The sequence below is a fragment of the Peribacillus sp. NPDC101481 genome (genome assembly GCF_044767165.1).
Taxonomy (GTDB): Bacteria; Bacillota; Bacilli; order Bacillales; family DSM-1321; genus Peribacillus.
The window spans coordinates 1,294,566-1,313,914 of sequence record NZ_JBIWNJ010000002.1; the positions used below are offsets into that span (position 1 = coordinate 1,294,566).

A 19,349-nucleotide genomic window follows, 5' to 3' on the forward strand; every position below is an offset into this window, starting at 1 on the left:
GATACGAGCCGAAAATTTTTGATCAAGGAGTGGAATATAAATGGCAAAGGTATTGGAAACGACTGGGATGGTATGTCCATTCCCTTTAGTGGAAGCGAAAGAAGCGATAGTGGACATGGCAAAAGGAGAGGAATTGATCATTAATTTCGATTGCACACAAGCAACGGAGAGCATTCCCCGTTGGGCTGCTACCGAAGGTCATGAAATCACGGAGTTTGAGCAAATCGATGATGCTAAATGGAGAATAATCGTCAAAAAGGGAAAGTAAATTGATTGTAAAAAACGTGCGCGGGTTTCCTGTGCACGTTTTTTCATTTTTTCAAGGTTGAATGTTTGGCGCTGAAAGCTCCTAGTGATAACATGTCTTTAACCACTTTATTAAGGAGATGTTGATAATGGTAGACGAGGTCATTTTAAACGATGTTCCAATTCATGTTACTGATTTTCATGCTGAAAATGTAAAGGATTCTGAAGGTAAGGAAATCAGGAAAATCAGTTTTAACTTTAAGGTTACACATAGTGAATATCATGATATTACAACATTGCTTTATCAAATGGTATTTGATATAAAGATTCCACAGTCAAACGAGGAGTTTCGTGCAGAGATCTTTAACTATGCAACTTCGGTCACGAATCTATATGAAGAAAATGCGGTGGGGGATTTTTCGCTTGTCTTGCTGGAAGTGAACGGTCAAGAATGATTGCATTGCCAGTCTTGTAAAGATATGGGTTACTGTCTATAATAATAGTGACGATCATTCTATACATATGAGGTGGTACTTTGCTTAGCGGATGGTTTTTATGGTTTATTCTATTTTGGGTAGCCCTTTTAATTATATTGATGAGCATAGGTGGCTTTTTCATGTTTCGAAAGTTCCTGAAAAGATTTCCCAAAGAAGATGGGAAATCCGATATGGATTGGGAAGAATACTATTTGGAACAAACAAAGCACTTATGGTCAAAGCAGCAAAAGGAATTACTAGAAGATTTAGTGAGCCCTGTGCCAGAACTTTTTCGTGATGTTGCACGACATAAAATCGCAGGGAAAATCGGAGAGTTGGCGTTAAAGGAAAAAGCGGGCGATATTACGGAAGATTTAGTGATACGCGGCTATATCATTGCCACACCAAAACGTGATCATAAATTTTTACAAAAAAAATTAGCTGAAAGAAAGGTGAATATGGGTCCATATGAACACTTATTCAGCTAATGATGAAAAAAGCAGACTCTTTTGGAGTTTGCTTTTTTTATTCTGAATAATTCAAAAGAATGGTGCGGTGTGGTAAAAATTAGAACGTCTGTACCCAAACCATGCTATTCCTAAAATTTTTGATATAATAATAGTAAGTAAAAATTAGGACGGAGTGAAACTATGAAATTTATCCATACGGCTGATTGGCATTTAGGGAAAATCGTTTACGGGGTACATATGACAGATGACCAAAGGCATGCGCTCTTGCAATTCATAGAAATTGTCGAAGAGGAAAAACCGGATGCGGTTGTGATCGCCGGTGATCTATATGATCGTTCCGTTCCGCCGACTGAAGCGGTGGAGCTGCTTGATGAAATCCTTTATACGATTAATGTGAAAATGAATACACCGATCGTTGCGATATCGGGAAACCATGATTCTGCGGAAAGACTAGCATTCGGTTCATCATGGTATCGTCATAGCCAGTTATACATTCATGGGAAATTGACAAAAACATGTGAGCCGGTTCGCATCAAGGGAGTGAACTTTTATTGTGTTCCATATGCAGAACCCGGGACGGTTCGCCATCTTTTTGAAGATGATAGTATCCATTCCCATCAAGAAGCTATGAAGCGGATAACCGGAACGATTGCTGAGAATTTCAATAAGGATGAGCCGAATGTCTTCGTAGGACATGCTTTTGTATTAGGCGGAAAAACGAGCGATTCGGAAAGGATCTTGTCGGTAGGTGGTTCTGGCTGTGTTTCATCCGACTTATTCGATGCGTTCGATTATACGGCACTTGGGCATTTACATAGTCCAGACGCGATACGTCATCCTAAGGTGTTTTACTCTGGATCACTATTAAAATATTCTTTTTCCGAGGCCAAGCAGAATAAGTCGCTTTCGATCGTCGAAATGCAAGAAGATGGAAGCTTTGATATTCGCTATCGTTCTTTGGCACCCAAGTTCGATATGAGGGAAATATCCGGATCGATGGAAGAGTTGCTTGATCCCGTTTTTTATCAATCGCAAAAAAAGGATGACTATTTAAAAATAACACTAAATGATGAGGGGGCACTCATCGATCCCATAAATCGCTTGCGCCAGATTTATCCGAACGTACTACATTTAGAACGTAAATGGGATTTGACCGACCTTAGGAGAAAAAATTCCTTCTCTTCAGTAAAAGATGAACGGAAATCGGAATTGGACCTGTTCGAGACGTTTTATCAAGAAATGACAGATCGGGCCTTTGATTCCAAAAAGCAGGATTTGATGGTTTCGGTAATTGAAGCTGTTAAGAAAGAGGAGGCTTTGAAATGAGACCGGATATTTTAACGATGCAGGCATTCGGACCATATGCAGGAAGGGAAACCATTGATTTTAATTCCCTAGGAGAACGGACCATGTTTGTCATTTCTGGAAAGACAGGCGCAGGGAAAACAACGATATTTGATGGGATTAGTTTTGCGATATATGGTAAAGCCAGCGGTGAAGATCGCAGCGGGCAAGATTTGCGAAGTCAGTTTGCAGAAGATGATATGTTGACGGAAGTTTCATTACAATTTACCCTGCGAGGAAAAACGTATTTGGTGACCCGGTCGCCGCAGCAGGAACGCAAGAAAAAAGCAGGTGAAGGAACAACAACGGTTGGAGCAAAGGCTGAGTTATATGAGATATTGGCCGAAGGAAAAAAATTGCTGGGTGCAAATGTACGAGAAGTTGAAGAAAAAATAAAAGTGCTCATTGGACTTGATGCGAATCAATTTCGGCAAATCCTGATGATTCCTCAAAATGAATTCCGAAAACTGTTAACTTCCGACAGCAAGGATAAGGAACAGATTCTTCAGAAATTATTTCATACTGAACTTTATAAACGAATAGAAGAAAAGTTAAAAGAAGAGGCTTCGATCCTAAGAAAGCAAAGTGAAAAAAGTGCTCAGCGGAGAATCGAATTAATGAAAGGCATCCAGCCTGGCAATCATGAAAAATTGCAGGCGCAATTACAAGGGGAAGAGCCTAATGAACAGCAGGTCTTGCCCTTGTTACAGGAAGTCATTTTGCAAGCAACAGAAAAAAATGAGTATATAAATAAACAAATACAGGAAAAGCAAAAAGCCCGTGATCAAGTAAATCAAGAACTTTCAAAAGCTGTCGATTTATTAAATCGATTTTCGGAAAAAGAAACACTGCGAAAAGAAAAGGAAAACCTTGAAGCAAAGCTGCCAGAAATGGAACTAGTGAAAGTCCAAATAAAAATGGCACACAAAGCGGCATCGCTTGAAAAGCAGGAACAATACTATTTGCGTATCGGCAAACAAGTACAAGATGCTAGTACCGAACTTCAAAAGTTAAGTGAGCAATCCGATAAGTTACGGGCTGAGCGCATTGAGAAGCAGGATTCCTATGATAAGGAAATGTTGAAGGGAAATGAAAGAGAGCAGGCAGTCCGAACTGTTCATCAGCTTGAGCAGGTAAAAGAGGCTGTCAGGACTTTTGCAAGCTTAAAAGCACAGGTTACTTTAGACGAAAAAGAGTGGCAAACGAGTAAACGACTTCGTGAAAAAACTGTTTCGGAACATCTGGCGATTGAAGCGGAAGCAGAGAAAGTCGCTCAAGAAAAAACAGAAGCGGAAAAAGCAGCTGCCCTTTATCGTGATCAGGAAATTGAAGCAGAAAGAAATAATTCTTCGTTATCGAAAATTAAAAAGCTTCAAGAAGTTCTTAATGAAATAACTAATACGAAACGGGTTCTGGATGAAAAGAATATTCGGTTCCATGAGTTACAAAGAATACAAACTCAGGAGAAGGAAAAACTGGAAACCTTGAATCGGAACTGGAGATCAGGCCAAGCGGGTATGCTTGCCTCCATGCTGCACTCAGGAGAAAATTGTCCTGTTTGCGGTTCGCAAAGCCATCCAAAACCTGCGCAAATGCATGAGCATATGCCGACGGATTTGGAACTGAAAGAGCAAGAAAACAAGCTGAAATCTGCGGAACAACAAAAAAGCCAAGCGGAAAGTGAATATTATCAAGCGAAATCCAAATATGATGCACTGGCAGAGTCTTCACAAGAAAAGCTTTGTGACTTACAAAATGACTTGCCGGAGTTTAGGTTTGAGGATATTGAAGAGCATTTGACACGGTTTGTACAAAAAGGCAAAGTGCTGCAAGAGCAGCTAAAAGAATTGATGCGGAAAAAGTCTGTATTCAATGATCTGGAAAAAAGGTTACTTGATTTAAAAGACCAGGCAACCCAGCTAAAGGAGAATCTGATCTCTTTAGAAAGAAAAGAGGACGAAGGGAAAACCAGGTATATTGAAAACTCTACAAAACTAACAGGATTAACCGATTCCCTGCCAGACGGAATAAGGACAGAGGAAGAATATAATGCTGTTTATCAAATGGCTGTAAAAACACAGAAACGCTTACAATCGGCCTTGGAAGATGCACAAAAAAACCTTCAACTGGTGAAGGAAAGAGAATCGGCCATCATTGCAAAAACAGAATCCTTAAGTGGAAATATAGAGGCTATCAAGACAGAATTGAAAGAGGAGCGGGAAAAGTTAATTACGGAAATGACCAATCAGGGCTTTTCCAATTATAAAGAATATACGGCAGCAAAAAAATCGGAAGCTGCTCTTGGAAATTTGGAAGATCAAGTTCAGCAGTATAATCAAAATTGGCAAAGTGTTTTAAGTCTGTTTCATGACTTGGAAATGAAATTAAAAGATGTGACCAAACCGGATCTTGAAGGATTGAAAAAGACTTTCGATTTCATAGATGGAGAATTGGAGTCTTTACGCCTAAATCAGAATGAGTTGCAGGCTGAAAAACGGACTAACGAAGAAATCGATAGGAAATTGGCGCAAATCAGGGAAGAACAGAAAAGTTTGGATGAAAGGTACAGTATCGTCGGTCATCTGTCTGAGATTTCCAAAGGTCAAAACTCCTTCAAAATAACTTTTGAACGTTATGTATTGGCAGCCTTTTTAGATGATATTCTAAAAGAAGCCAATTCAAGGCTGCTGAAAATGACAAGCGGAAGATATCAGTTATTGCGAAAGCTTGATCCTACACGCAGGAATATCCAGAGCGGTCTGGAGTTATCTGTGTATGATCAATATACAGGACAAGAGAGGCATGTCAAAACCCTTTCGGGAGGAGAGAGCTTTAAGGCTTCCCTTGCACTTGCCTTGGGTCTTGCGGATGTTGTCCAGCAGAATGCTGGCGGAATTTCACTTGAAACGATGTTCATCGATGAAGGTTTCGGTACGCTCGACCCTGAATCTCTTGATCATGCAATTGAAGCATTAATGGATATACAAAGCACCGGGAGATTGGTCGGGATAATATCCCATGTCCCGGAATTGAAAGAAAGAATCGATGCCCAGCTTCAAGTCATTTCGACACAAAAAGGAAGTCGGACGTCCTTTTATTTTGCTGGGTAATCAACAAAAAAGAATGGCTAAGGGGAATTCCCCTGGCCATTCTTTTTATTTTTAATGAACGGACTACTCAATGTTAATATCTTCTGCTGTTTTTCCGGGGGAAAACTTATGGATGCGAATCACCAAGATCGGATTCGAGAATTCAGCGGTAATTCTGCGTGAGCAAATCGAAAAGGGGAAAGGGATTTTTCTCTGTGTGGGTAGTTTATCTTCTTTTTTATCAAGAAATGGCTTATGGGTATCGTCAACGATGATCGATAGCTCATTATCACTTAGGCATACTTTAATATCTTTCACATCATGATCTTCCAAAACCGCCTCCACCATATACTCATCGTCACTTTCGTATATATCAATTGAAAAAAGTTGATGATCCAACGCACAAGTTTCCGGATCCAGAAAAAAACTTTTTACCCATTCATCAAACTTTTCAACCTCATTCATTTGCGTTCCATGTTGATTGTCTTGCATGTTGATACCCCCGGTTTTCCTTTGAGGTATTATATGTTGGGGCATGAGGAATGGTGAATGAAAAAGTGAAATTGATGATGATAATAAGTTCTCCGAAAACGTGGTTGAAAAAAAGGAAAAAGCACCCAATGCAAAGGAACGATGGGTATGTGGGTATAAAAGAGAATCAAAAAGTAGAAGGAATTCAATAAAAAAGTGATGACCAATTTTAATTGAGTTGGTGATTTTTTTATAAACAATCAAGTTGATCGATCATGCTATTAAAGTTAATACAACTACAAATGTCATATTAAATGTATTTTTAATATAATTTACCAAAAATAATTGCGATTCTGAAGATACGATCTGTTTCCTCTTAAGCAATCTATGTTATAAATTCAGCAGAAACGTATATTTCAGTTGAAACTTAGTTCATTATGGATTCACTAGATATATAGTTAGAATGTAATGATAATGGCAAAAAAATCAACGAGATCCTTCCTGTAAATAGTAATCTAGTGATTCGCGTCGTAACTTTTAGGGGAATTTTGCTTTGAAAAAAGGATTACACAAATTAGTCCTTACTAATTTGTGTAATCCTTTTACATCTTTTCAATAAACACGCCTTATATTCAGTAGCAGCTACAAGATTTTGATAGAATGCTTTTATTCTTGTGTATGTACATTCTGCGTATATTTGTGTTGCAGTGAAATGGAAGATATTTGTTTCAATCAAGCTCTTATAAGGACTTTTTTTCTATATCGGCAATGCCCCGGTTAATGTATAAACAACTAGGTATATAAGTATGATGGGCCAAGCATAAATTACATACTTTATTTGAAAGTCTATAAAGTTTGTCTCCGTAGAATCAACTAACATATATAGAGCTGGAATAACTGGTGAAATTAGACGGAATGCTTGTCCCACCATGGAAGCTACAGCTGCTTCGCTAGCAGAAATTCCATATTGGCCCATAACATCTGACATAACGCCGGCAATCCCAAAATAGAAAGCATCTTGCGGTAAAAATGTAATTGCAGGTGCTGCAATTAATGCGTAGATTGGTGCCATATTTGAGCCTAGTGATTCTGGGATCATAGCTGTAATAGATGTTGCTAAAGCGGTTGACATCCCGCTACCTGTTAAAACGCCAGAGAAAACCCCGGCAGCCAAAGTTGCCAAAGCTGGTGCTAAAGCATCTGCCGCTAAGTCATCAATTCGTTTATTAATAAGACTTGTAGACTTATAGTTTACCGTAAGGGCAATTGCTGCACCTATACCAAATAAAACACCGCCATGTGCAACATCCATCACCAGCATAACTAAAATAGCAAGCGTTAAAATCAAATTAAAAGCATATAGTTTAGGTCGCTTTAATTCAGGATCTTTTAGACGAATAGCGTTTAACATACTTTCCAATTGCTCTGGAGAAATATCTTTAGCTGTCTTAGGATCAAAGTTTAAGCGTTTTCTTTCTTTTATTCCGATAAAATAAGCCATAAAAATTGCAAATACTTCAGCAACTAGCATTCCTGGCAATAAATCTTTAAACAATTCGCTAATACTTACACCCATTGCTGTGCTTGCAGCAATTGTTGGGCCTCCCCATGGTAACTGATTAAAAATTCCAATAGGGGTAACGATAATTACTGCTAAATAAATTAGCTTAATATTCATTTGTTTATAAAGTTGAAGGAAAGCAGCAACACAAATGATAATGGTTGTAGTAGTATCACCATTCATAGTGACTACTGTCGCAGTTAAAACGGTTGCCATTGTAACTTTCAATGGGTCCCCTTTTGCTTTTTTTATAAAGAATTCACATAAAGGGTCAAACAAACCGACATTAAGCATTAAACCAAAATACAACACCGCAAATAAGATAACGATAGCAGGTGAAATAACCCCAGTAGAAACCTTTCCTGTTTCTTCATCTACACTAAATAAAATACCTTCTTTAATCCATTCAAACAGATCCAAAAAGGAAGCGCCCGTTACAAAGGTTGCAATTGCTCCAAAGACAAATGGAATAATTGTTAATGCCCCGAAAACAGATAATTTATTTTTTGAGAGAAGTACAATGAATACAATGATCATTAATAATGCTAGGAATGTTAACATACAAACCAGCTCCTGTATAAAGTATGAACCTAAGTTTTTTGTAATTTTAAATAGTTAAGTATATGACTACGAAATTAAGCTTTGAATATATTTATCTTTTATCCAGAACCTTATCATAAGGGCCAACTTTAAATGAGGTTCTAGGTTCTTTTTCATTTATTTGATGAAACTAACTCGCTAGCAATGGAAGCGTATACAAAAATGTTCATCACATATGATAATACGAAAAAACAAATTGTGGATGTAGGAGAATACATTGGTAGGGCAATGTTATTAAACGTTCTCTTTTTTTACGTACACCCCCATTTCTATAATCTTTGAGTGACAGGACTTTTTTCTAAAATCTAAGTTCTCCAGATTAAGAATGATTACAAATGGAAATTTTGCTCGAAAGCGCGACCAATAATATCACTCCTTGTATTTCTAATTTTGATTGTATGTTAATGTATACGTTAATGTCAACTTAATTTTTAGAATATTCAACCTTTTTAATATGAGATTTATAAAATAATGTAGAAAATACATAATATATTGGAGAAGTTACGTTTATACCCGGAAATTAATTTTAATAATATGAAATAAAACTATTGACTTTAATGTATACGTTATTTAATAATTAGCTCATAAGATATTTACATTACTCTGGTTCACATGCAAGAGATGTGAATAGTGGTAGGAGAGCTAGTAATGAAGGAAAAATCTTTTTTTGCATCTATCCCTGATGAAGAAATTTGATTCCTCCCTTTAAGGTTGTGGGTATATCGAAAATGGGCATATGGTGGATGCTAAGGGATTTAGAAAAGCTTTACTTAGCAATTGATATAGCTGAAGCCGGAGTTTTGATGTCAGAATATTCTTACATTGATCTTTGAAGACAGTTACCAATTTTCTTCTCTTTCTACACAAAGTATTAAAGATAAAAAAAGGAGAGTTATTATGAGTGCTATTATGGAAAAGTTACAGCAAAAAGAAAAGATGACTGATTTGATGGCAAGGTTTGTCTCCCTTGTCAGCTACAAACTTCCCGATGATGTGGAAAATAAACTGAAAGAACTAAGTGAAGAGGAAGATAATAAGCTTGCAAAAATCATTTACAAAACCATGTTTGATAATCAAAAGCTGGCTTATGAGTTAAAGAGACCTTCATGTCAGGATACAGGTGTTCTCCAGTTTTTTGTTAAGTGCGGACAGAACTTCCCCCTGATTGGACAGTTAGATAGTATTCTGAGGGATAGTGTGTATAAGTCAACTCAAGAAACTCCATTGCGACACAATTCTGTAGAAACATTTGATGAGTACAATACAGGAAAGAACATCGGTGACGGTTCACCAAGCATCTTCTGGGAAATTGCAGAAGACAGTGATAAAGTGGAAATCTATACTTATATGGCAGGAGGAGGTTGTACCCTTCCTGGAGTGGCGACGGTTTTAATGCCGGGTGAAGGCTATGAAGGTGTGGTAAAGTTTGTTCTCGATCGGATGACTAGTTATGGAATTAATGCCTGTCCTCCACTTCTTGTTGGTGTGGGCGTCGGTACTTCTGTAGAAACAGCAGCTATGAACTCTAAAAAAGCTCTTATGAGACCTGTTGGAAGTCGTAATGAAAATGAAAATGCTGCTAAGATGGAAAAGCTTCTTGAAGATGGAATTAACGCTATTGGCCTTGGACCTCAGGGGCTTAAGGGATCTAAATCTGTCATGGGTGTAAATGTTGTGAATACGGCAAGGCATCCTTCTACTATTGGTGTGGCAATTAATACAGGGTGCTGGTCCCATAGAAGAGGAAAGATCACCTTTGACAGTAATTTGAACTATGAAATTAGTACTCACGAGGGGGTAACACTATGAGTAAAAAAGTATTAACCACACCTATAAAAGATGAGGATCTTAAGGACATAAGAATTGGAGACATTATCTACCTATCAGGTACACTGGTTACTTGCAGAGATGTTGCCCACAGGAGACTTATAGAAGAGAAGATCCCTTTACCTGTAGATCTTAAGGGCAAAGCCATATTTCACGCAGGTCCCATTGTTAGAGACCTTGGAAAGGAACAGTACGAAATTGTTTCTATTGGTCCAACAACGAGTATGAGAATGGAAAAATTCGAAAAGGAATTTATAGAAGAAACAGGTGTTAAACTTATTGTTGGAAAAGGTGGAATGGGGAAGAATACTGAAGAAGGATGCAAGAATAATAAAGCGCTGCATCTCGTCTATCCAGCCGGAAATGCAGTTTATGCGGCAACAAAGGTTGAACAGATCAGAGAAGTACACTGGAAAGACCTTGGGATGCCAGAATCTCTTTGGGTATGTGAAGTGAATGAGTTCGGTCCTCTTATCGTTTCCATTGATACAGAAGGAAATAACATCTTTGAAGAAAATAAGGTGGAGTTCAATAAAAAGAAGGAAGAACAATATGAGTTAATCAGTAAACAAGTGAGATTCATCAAGTAAGTTATGGAGTAAGAATCTATCATTAATAAATTAAGGCTGTAGAGATTTCACAGAAATCAACTACAGCCTTTTTTAATATTATGGAATTTCCATAATGGGTTAGTTTATGATGATAAACCAAATATCAAAACTGATTTATCAATATTAAGTACGACTGTCTAAATCATGGAAAAGTCTCGTTATTTCCCGTTTCTTCCGGTAATGAAGGCATAGATTGAAGAGCATCTAGAATTTCGTTGCGCGCTCTATAGCGATGAGATTGCAACATAGTTCTTACAGCTTCAGGCTCGCCTGCTCGCATGACTGCTAAAATCGCCTTATGTTCAGTCACTGATCGTGTTGGCTTTGGTCGAAGCCCAATTGTGTATAAGCGTGCGCGATAGAGTTGGTCAGACTGACTATCAACAATCCCTCTTAGGCGTGGGTTTTGAGCTAGATCAACAATATAATTATGAAATTGATCATCGAGTTCTGTCCATGCAAGTAGATCGTTTAGTTCTAGTGCCTTTTCTTGTTCTTCAATCAGATGTTCAAGTTGGTTTAACTCCTGGTGAGTAGCACGACCGGTAGCGAGTCTGCCAGCAACACCATCGAGCGCTTCCACCACTTCATAAATCTGTTGAAGATCATCTGCTATAAGTGGTGCAACAATAAAACCACGACGCGGTATGAGCCGTACCCAGCCTTCCGTTTCCAAACGGACAAGTGATTCACGTACAGGTGTCCTGCTCATGCCCAGGATTTCTGCCATCTCCCTCTCTAGTACAGTCTGTCCAGGCGGCAATTGAAGGTGGCGAATCGCATGTCGAACAGCTAGATAAGCACGTTGTGGCAATCGTGACTCTCCATTTACATCTAAATTAGATAAAAATGAACGAACAGCTAGAGAAAGGTCAGACTGATCTAGTCTTTTAACATTAGAATCAGGTGTTTGAGGTGTTTTTTGATTATTCATTTCCTTATCACTCATCCCGACAAATTTCAAATTTTATGTAATACATAACCAAATAATGTTGAGTAGGTTATGGTTAACAAGGTTATATTATGACTTTACAAGTAAATCATAACAGAAAAACAATCACTCTCTCAATTGGTAAAATTGAAAAACAGATAATCTTGGTAAAGGTCATAAGTGATGATTATCTTATTATCCACAAAAAAACACTCTATATCCAGAGGATTTGAGGGGGCTTTCGTTAAACAACGGGGTTGCTGCGGCAGCCCCTTTTCTTAATCGACACATAGTTTATATGAATTGTTCATCAAACAAACGCTAAGAGAGATACTAAAAAGTGAAAGAACGAGATATTAGGTCTTAACAGGATGGTCCGATTGATTGAACCAGTTATGTGGCTTGGGTGAATCTTGGATTCAGCGCTGGAAAAATCAGTCTGCGAATGCGCCTACGCTAAAAAATCCTGGAATGGAGATTGAGCTCTTTATTTAATACACTCATAAGCCAAGTTTCATTAAATATTACACTTGCCCATCCTTAGCTGGATAGGCTTTTCAAATTTCTTTATACACCATGATAAACTCAAAATCATGATTTGTGAGTAGATGTAATCTATAATATGGAAAAAACCTACTTTTTAAAATCGTTAGAAAACCAATCGGAGTTTGTTTGAAATTCAAAAATGAATTATGGGCATTTCGATGAATCCTCTACAGAAAGGCATTATTTGTGTATAAAATTCATAAATGAATTGAGTTGTACGTAAAATCTTGCTGTTTTACTCCTTTATAGGACTTGGCATGCAAGTTGCATAATCATATAAGTATAAAATAAACATGCACGATATGAAATTCGTTTATGTGTGGAGGGATAATGGTGCGAAAAACGATAAATAAACCATGGGAGCAATGGTATGTTGAAAGTATGAAATCTATGAAGCTACCGGAAATATCCGTCTATTCACTGCTTGATATAACAGCAAGTAAGTTTCCACACCATACAGCCATCATTTATGAAGACCAGTCAATGGATTATAAGAATTTAAAATTGCAGGTGGACAAACTTGCTGGTAAATGGAGGGAAATGGGCTTTGTTAAAGGTGAACGAATTGGTCTGATGATGGCCAACCATCCTTATTTCATTATCAGTTATTACGCTGCCCAGGCACTAGGCCTGTTGGTTGTACAAATTAATCCCATGTATAAACCGCGGGAACTATTGCAAATTTTAATAGACTCAAATACAAAAAATATCGTATTTGACAATACGGCCGCAGTTACAATCGAAGAAACGAAAGCGATATTTGAATTTGATGTTTGCATTGATACGGAAAAAGATCAAAACGGCTCTTATTCCCTTCAAACGATGATTAAGACCGGTGATGCCATTAAGAAGCCCGTAATGATAAGCCCGCATGAAGATACTGCAGTCATCCAATATACTGGCGGCACCACTGGGAAAATGAAGGGTGTCATGCTCACTCACCATAATTTAACCTCCAATGTCGTGCAGAGCTTTGAAATGTATGGGGATTCCTTGAAACCTGGCGAAGAAATCGTTTTGGCAGCTACGCCCCTTTACCATGTTTATGCCATGACAAGTGCAATGAATCTAGGTATCTATATTGGAGCTGCCATCCTCTTATTTCCTAAATTCGAACTTGAAGAAGTACTTGCAAAAATAAAAAAGCATCGTCCGACATTCTTTCCAGGAGTTCCAAAAATGTATAATGCATTTGTCAATCATCATGGAATTGAAAACTATGGACTGAATTGTTTAAAAAGTTGTTCTTGTGGATCGGCGCCCCTGCCAGTTGAAGTAATTAAGCGATTCGAGGAGCTGACCGGTGCCAAAATCGGAGAGGGTTTCGGTTTGTCGGAGGCCTCACCATCCACTCATCGTAATCCGCCTTTCGGAAAAAGGAAAATAGGAAGCATTGGCATCCCTTTTCCAGGCACTGACTGTATGATCATTGACGATGAAAATAATGAAGTGCCTAACACATGCGTTGGGGAGTTGCTCATAAAAGGTCCGCAAATCATGAAGGGTTATTGGAATAACGAAGCCGAAACCAAAAAGGCCTTACAGAATGACTGGCTATATACTGGCGATCTTGCTGTGATGGATGACGAAGGTTATTTCTATATCGTCGGCAGGAAAAAAGAAATGATCATCGTCGGCGGATTCAATATTTACCCGCAGGAGGTAGAAGGGGTTCTGTATGAACATCCGGCAGTTAAAGAGGCAGCTGTGGTGGGCATCCCCCATAAAGAAAAAGGCGAAATAGTAAAAGCATTCATCGTACCTAAAGAAAGCGCTTCCGTAGATCTTGAAGAAATAGAAGGATATTGTTATTCCCAATTGACGCCTTATAAGGTACCAAAAGTATTTGAATTGAGACAAGAACTTCCGCGAAATACAGTGGGAAAACTTTTAAAAAGATTGTTAGTTAAAGAGGAATTAGAAAAGGATTGAAAGAGGGGGAATGTGGTTCCAACGTATAAGTTGAAGCTTACGTTGGAAGGCATGCCAGATTGTGAACAAAAATAATGAAGAGGAGGGATTCATATGCGTTGGGTTGTTCTCATTCTATTATTCTTTGGAGCCGTCATCAATTTTGCAGATAAATCGATCGTAGGTCTCGCAGCTGTTCCCATCATGAAGGAATTCGATCTTACCTATGCGGAGTGGGGTCTTGTTGGAAGCAGTTATTATTGGCTCTATCCAGTAACAGGGATTTTTGGGGCAGCATGGGCCGATCGGCTGGGGGCTAAAAAGGTACTGGGATTCATCATGCTGACATGGACCGTTTTGCAATTTGGGGTCTTAGCCATCACCGCTCTTCCATTATTAATTCTATACAGGATTTTGCTGGGAGCATTCGAAGGGCCTTATAGCCCGATTGCTTACAGTCATGCCGATAAGTGGTTTCCGCCGAAACTGAAAGGCTTTGCCAATTCGGTGGTGGTTGGCGGAGGGACCGTTGGTGCGATGATCGTGGCACCGATCCTCGTTTCATTAATTACGATATTCGGCTGGAAGGTTGCCTTTGCAGCACTTGGTGCAGCAAGCCTTGTTTGGTTCTTCCTCTTTCAATTTTTAACAAAGGAAAATCCAGTTGAAGTATATGAAAACGTACAAAAGAAAAAGAAACAAAAACTTGAAAAAATAAAAGTGAAAGACTTTTTGCTGCTACTGGCCTCACCTACTGCTTTGTTTACTACACTAGCTTATTTTTCAACATATATTTTAGTTGTTTGGTTTTCAGTTTGGCTCCCGATTTATTTAGTGGAAGCCGTAAAAATGACTCCAGGTCAAATGGGAACAAGTGTTGCGATAATCGGAATCGTTTCCGTATGTATTTATATGGGTGTTTCGATGGCGTCCGATCATTTATTCAAGAAGAATCAGAATTGGCGATCATCAAGGGTATTCGTCGTTGCGGGCGCCATGATTCTTGGTGCATTGTTCTTTTCCTCAATCATGGTATTTCAAAATCCAATCTGGGTGATAGTCGCCATGTGTTTAGCAAAGGGCCTTACATATGCCATTTTACCGATCGGACCAACGATCATGATCAATGAAATGCAGGAGCGGGGGGGATTGATGACAAGCATCTTAACATCATCAGGAAATCTAGCGGGAATTGTTGCACCTCTATTAACTGGCTATATCATAAGTCTAGCTGGAGGAAATCAACTATTGGGTTATAATCTATCGATATTGTTCATGGCCATCCTTGTCCTGGCTTTTGGCATCCTGTTTGCCATATTCGTTAAACCGGCCGGGAAACTTAAAAATAAAAGTTCTGATAATTTTGACCTTAAGTCCTCATAAGCAGGGTCGAATCTGCTTACATTCAATGAAACTAGTGAAGAGAAGGAATGCCTTCAAATAATGGAGTGAATAAAAGGAAAAGGAGCGGATGGGACATGAATAGAGAAGCCGTCATAGTTTCTGCAGTTCGAACAGCAATTGGAAAGCAGGGAGGTGCACTTTCATCTGTTCCTGCCCATGTATTTGGAGCAGAAGTGATGAAAGAAGCCTTGAAACGAGCGAATGTCGAACCTCGAATGATAGATGATGTAATCATGGGGAATGTGTTAAGCGGGGGTGGAAACATTGCCAGGTTAACTGCACTGGAAACTGGCCTCTCAATTCATCTTCCGGGACTGACTGTCGATCGTCAATGCGGCTCGGGAATAAATGCTGTCAACTTGGCTGCACAAGCGATCCGGGCTGGCGAAGGAGATGTCTATATCGCCGGTGGGGTCGAGAGCATGAGCAGGGCGCCATACTTGATGGATCGTCCGGAAAAAGCATACAGTGCAAAGCCGCCACAGTTCAGAAAGTCACGGTTGTCCCCGAAGGCGATCGGCGATCCCCCGATGGGAATCACTGCTGAAAACTTAGCGGAAAAATATGAGGTCAGCAGGGAAGAACAAGATGAATTCGCTCTACAAAGCCAAAAAAATATGGCCAGAGCCGTGGAAGAGGGCCGTTTCAATGAGCAAATTGCGCCTATTTACATTCCCGTCAGAAAAGGTGACGATATTGAATTTAAATTGGATGAACATCCACGACCGCAAATAACGAAAGAAGGGCTAGCCAAATTATCGCCTGCATTTTTAGAAGGCGGGTCCGTGACTGCAGGCAATAGTTCGGGATTGAATGATGCAGCATCAGCATTGGTCATCATGTCGAGGGAAAAAGCGGTGGAATTGGGGATTAAGCCTTTGGCGACGATCAGGGCACAGGCCGTTGCAGGGGTAGATCCAAATTATATGGGAATAGGACCTGTTCCCGCTATAAAAAAGGTAATGGAGAAATCAGGGCTTTCCTTAAATGAAATGGACATCATTGAAATTAATGAAGCATTCGCCGCTCAAGTCATTGCTTGCAATCGGGAGCTTGATATGAATCCCGCCAGAGTGAATGTGAATGGGGGAGCCATAGCACATGGACACCCACTAGGTGCGACGGGTGCCATCCTCATTACGAAAGCGGTTTATGAATTGAAGCGTTCTGCCGGAAGGTTTGCTCTTATTACGGCTTGCATTGGAGGCGGACAGGGAATTGCTACGATAATTGAACGTGAAGCTTGATTTTGTAAGTGTGTTTAGCAGAATACATTGAATTCCGTTAAATGGTTAGATGACACAGCATTCAGCTCTTCTATATGCCCTATTAAGAAAACTTGTACAATGGCTGCTATACATGAACAGACCTAAGGAGGAATAAACTCATGACAATCACTTTAACCAAGGAAATGCAGCAAATGAAGGAAATGATCCGTAATTTTGTTGAAAGGGAAGTGGAGCCCTACGCCTTACAAATTGAAGAAGAAGATGCCATCCCTGAGCATTTGGTGGAAAAAGCAAAAGACCTTGGCTTATTCGGGATAAGCATTCCCGAACAATACGGTGGTATTGGCTTAAATTCGGTGGGAAAAGCTACCGTATTAGAGCAGTTAGGAAGGACACATAATGGTTTTGTTTCTTTAATAAGCGCTCACACCGGGATTGGAAGTACAGGTCTTGTTAAGCTTGCATCCGAACATTTGAAAAATAAATACTTGCCAGAAATGGCAGCAGGCACTAAAATTGGTGCCTTTGCTTTATCTGAACCAGGAGCGGGATCGGATGCAACCAATTTGGCAACAAGTGCAGAAAAGAAGGGTGATTACTGGGTGATGAACGGGACGAAACATTTCATCACGAATGGGCCGATTGCTGATGTGTATACAGTATTCGCTCTAACGGATAAAGATAAAGGGGCAAAGGGGGGGATTACCGCTTTTTTAGTAGAAAGAGATTTTCCCGGTTTGACTGTCGGCAAAAAGGACAAAAAAATGGGGTTGAGGGGATCATATACCTCACAGGTCATTTTCGAGGATTGTATCATACCTGAAGAAAATGTTATCGGCGAAGTCGGAATGGGATATATCTCTGCCCTGAAAATTTTAGGTGAAGGGCGTGTAGGTTTGGCTGCAAGAGCAGTGGGGTCAAGTGGTAAATTAATTGAATTATCAGCCAAATATGCAAAAGAGCGCATTCAATTCGGTAAACCAATCGCAGACAACCAAGCGATCCAATGGATGCTTGCTGATATGGCAACCGAAACGGAAGCCGCAAGGGCATTGACGATGATGGCGGCACAAAAGATTGATGAAGGAAAAAAAGTGATCAAGGAAGCATCAATGGCAAAATTGTTCGCTTCAGACGTTTTTAATCGGGTGGCGGATAAAGCGGTTCAAATTCATGGCGGAATGGGATATATGGCCGAATATCCAGTTGAACGTTTTTATCGGGATGCCCGCATAACGAAGATATATGAAGGAACGAATGAAATCCAACGTTTAATCATTGCTAGGAATGTCTTGGAAGAGTGTTAAGTGTTTACTGTTTTTTTCGGGCAGGTTCTCTTTTGCCCAGGTATCCGGATTTTAAGGGGGAGGAACGAAATGGGAGAAGATATCGTGATCGTGAGTGCTGTACGAACACCAATTGGAAGGTACGGTGGAGCATTTAAAGAAATCAGTTCCGGTCATTTGGCGAGCATTGCCATTAAAGAAGCGATCAAGCGGGCGAATATTGCAGCTGAACAAGTGGATGAAGTCATTTTCGGGGAGGTTAGGCAAACGACCGAATCCTCGAATGTAGCCAGAGTTGCAGCACTGCGCTCAGGAATTCCCGATTCGGCACCGGCTTTTACGGTAAACCGCTTATGTGCATCCGGAATGCAGGCCATCACCTCAGCAGCACAGCAAATAAGCTCAGGTCAAGCAAATATAGTCCTTGCCGGCGGTACGGAAAGCATGAGCCGCGCACCGCTTTATTTAAGAAGTGCCCGTTTTGGGGGAGACCGGACAAGACTAGTGGATTCTAATACTGAAGCTGGACAGCAGCCTCAAGAAATTTATGGAAAAAGTTTAGGGATGGGAATTACCGCTGAAAATGTCGCACAGCGATACAACATTTCCAGGGAAGAACAAGATGCCTTTTCAGTGGAAAGTCAACGAAGAGCGGCGCAAGCGATAAAAGAAGGAAAGTTCAAGGATGAGATCGTTCCTGTCCAGGTCTCTGACAGGAAGGGTACGGTTACAATTGAAACGGATGAATATCCACGCCCCGATACCACAATGGAAAAGCTTGCAAGCTTAAAACCGGCATTCAGGGAAAACGGAACCGTCACTGCAGGGAACGCTTGTGGCCGTAATGACGGGGCAGCTGCATTGGTATTAATGAAGGCCAGTGAAGCGGAACGGTTGCAAGTACAGCCAATCGCAAAGATCGTCGATTGGGCGACTGCCGGAGTTTCTCCTGAAGTGATGGGAATTGGTCCAGTACCAGCCGTTGGAAAACTTATGGAGCGCACCGGGAAAAAAGTTGAAGAAATTGGGCTTTTCGAATTAAATGAAGCGTTCGCTTCACAAGCATTGGCAGTAATCAGGGATTTATCGCTAGATGAAAACAAGGTGAATGTAAACGGAGGCGCCATTGCACTTGGGCACCCAGTCGGATCGACGGGCGCAAGGATCGTGACAACGCTAATTCATGAACTGATTCGCAGGAAAGAAAGATATGGAGTTGCTACACTTTGTGTTGGCGGCGGACAGGGAATGGCTATCATGATTGAAACGATTTAGGCCAACGATAAAGGAGTGGAAACCCTATACGTTTCTGCTCCTTTCCGTATATAAGTTGAATCGCGCATAAGT

At 40.0% G+C, this 19,349-nt stretch carries 16 protein-coding genes; 13 read left to right on the forward strand and 3 right to left on the reverse strand.

What is annotated here, in order from left to right; genetic code table 11:
- Positions 1–40 precede the first annotated feature (40 nt).
- The 5 genes from ACIROD_RS16295 (at position 41) to ACIROD_RS16315 (ending at position 5,646) form a co-directional block, all read left to right on the forward strand.
- Positions 41–268 carry a sulfurtransferase TusA family protein gene (locus ACIROD_RS16295; protein ID WP_048685981.1) on the forward strand — a complete coding sequence of 76 codons (228 nt, stop codon included), beginning with the start codon at positions 41–43 and terminating at the stop codon, positions 266–268.
- Between the two features lie 127 nt (positions 269–395).
- On the forward strand, positions 396–701 hold the full coding sequence (locus ACIROD_RS16300; RefSeq protein ID WP_101221659.1) for a DUF3219 family protein: 306 nt from the start codon (positions 396–398) through the stop codon (positions 699–701).
- 80 nt (positions 702–781) lie between these two features.
- Positions 782–1,210, forward strand: a complete 429-nt coding sequence (locus ACIROD_RS16305) for a DUF2621 domain-containing protein (RefSeq protein WP_137018029.1) — start codon at positions 782–784, stop codon at positions 1,208–1,210.
- Between the two features lie 162 nt (positions 1,211–1,372).
- Positions 1,373–2,518, forward strand: coding sequence for an exonuclease SbcCD subunit D (locus ACIROD_RS16310; protein WP_402942127.1), 1,146 nt, complete (start codon positions 1,373–1,375; stop codon positions 2,516–2,518).
- Positions 2,515–5,646 carry an AAA family ATPase gene (locus ACIROD_RS16315; RefSeq protein WP_402942128.1) on the forward strand — a complete coding sequence of 1,044 codons (3,132 nt, stop codon included), beginning with the start codon at positions 2,515–2,517 and terminating at the stop codon, positions 5,644–5,646. Before ACIROD_RS16310 ends, ACIROD_RS16315 begins: the two co-directional genes overlap by 4 nt.
- A 63-nt stretch (positions 5,647–5,709) precedes the next feature.
- Here the strand turns inward: ACIROD_RS16315 and ACIROD_RS16320 are convergent, their stop codons facing one another.
- Positions 5,710–6,117 (reverse strand): Hsp20 family protein, encoded by a 408-nt coding sequence (locus ACIROD_RS16320; protein WP_402942130.1) that lies wholly within the window; start codon positions 6,115–6,117, stop codon positions 5,710–5,712.
- 50 nt (positions 6,118–6,167) lie between these two features.
- Between ACIROD_RS16320 and ACIROD_RS16325 the strand changes: the two genes are divergently transcribed.
- Positions 6,168–6,308: a hypothetical protein gene (locus tag ACIROD_RS16325; protein WP_402942132.1), complete on the forward strand. Its 141-nt coding sequence runs from the start codon at positions 6,168–6,170 to the stop codon at positions 6,306–6,308.
- Between the two features lie 545 nt (positions 6,309–6,853).
- Here ACIROD_RS16325 and ACIROD_RS16330 read toward each other — a convergent pair.
- Positions 6,854–8,218, reverse strand: a complete 1,365-nt coding sequence (locus ACIROD_RS16330; RefSeq protein ID WP_402942134.1) for a citrate:proton symporter — start codon at positions 8,216–8,218, stop codon at positions 6,854–6,856.
- A gap of 936 nt (positions 8,219–9,154) precedes the next feature.
- On the opposite strand from ACIROD_RS16330, the gene ttdA reads away from it, so the two are divergent.
- Complete coding sequence (gene ttdA, locus ACIROD_RS16335) at positions 9,155–10,066, forward strand: L(+)-tartrate dehydratase subunit alpha (RefSeq protein ID WP_402942136.1); 912 nt, start codon at positions 9,155–9,157, stop codon at positions 10,064–10,066.
- Positions 10,063–10,674, forward strand: a complete 612-nt coding sequence (gene ttdB, locus ACIROD_RS16340; RefSeq protein WP_133345379.1) for a L(+)-tartrate dehydratase subunit beta — start codon at positions 10,063–10,065, stop codon at positions 10,672–10,674. Before ttdA ends, ttdB begins: the two co-directional genes overlap by 4 nt.
- 163 nt (positions 10,675–10,837) lie before the next feature.
- On the opposite strand, the gene ACIROD_RS16345 is transcribed toward ttdB, so the two are convergent.
- Positions 10,838–11,629, reverse strand: coding sequence for a GntR family transcriptional regulator (locus ACIROD_RS16345; protein ID WP_402942139.1), 792 nt, complete (start codon positions 11,627–11,629; stop codon positions 10,838–10,840).
- Positions 11,630–12,505: 876 nt separating this feature from the next.
- On the opposite strand from ACIROD_RS16345, the gene ACIROD_RS16350 reads away from it, so the two are divergent.
- The 5 genes from ACIROD_RS16350 (at position 12,506) to ACIROD_RS16370 (ending at position 19,277) form a co-directional block, all read left to right on the forward strand.
- Positions 12,506–14,104, forward strand: coding sequence for a long-chain-fatty-acid--CoA ligase (locus tag ACIROD_RS16350; RefSeq protein ID WP_402942140.1), 1,599 nt, complete (start codon positions 12,506–12,508; stop codon positions 14,102–14,104).
- A gap of 93 nt (positions 14,105–14,197) precedes the next feature.
- A complete protein-coding gene (locus ACIROD_RS16355) occupies positions 14,198–15,466 on the forward strand; it encodes an MFS transporter (RefSeq protein WP_101221668.1) in 1,269 nt (422 codons plus the stop codon).
- Between the two features lie 95 nt (positions 15,467–15,561).
- Entirely contained in the window at positions 15,562–16,734 is a 1,173-nt protein-coding gene (locus tag ACIROD_RS16360; protein WP_402942143.1) for a thiolase family protein, read from the forward strand.
- A gap of 140 nt (positions 16,735–16,874) precedes the next feature.
- On the forward strand, positions 16,875–18,023 hold the full coding sequence (locus ACIROD_RS16365) for an acyl-CoA dehydrogenase family protein (protein ID WP_230176518.1): 1,149 nt from the start codon (positions 16,875–16,877) through the stop codon (positions 18,021–18,023).
- Between the two features lie 69 nt (positions 18,024–18,092).
- Positions 18,093–19,277 carry a thiolase family protein gene (locus ACIROD_RS16370; RefSeq protein ID WP_402942145.1) on the forward strand — a complete coding sequence of 395 codons (1,185 nt, stop codon included), beginning with the start codon at positions 18,093–18,095 and terminating at the stop codon, positions 19,275–19,277.
- Positions 19,278–19,349 lie beyond the last annotated feature (72 nt).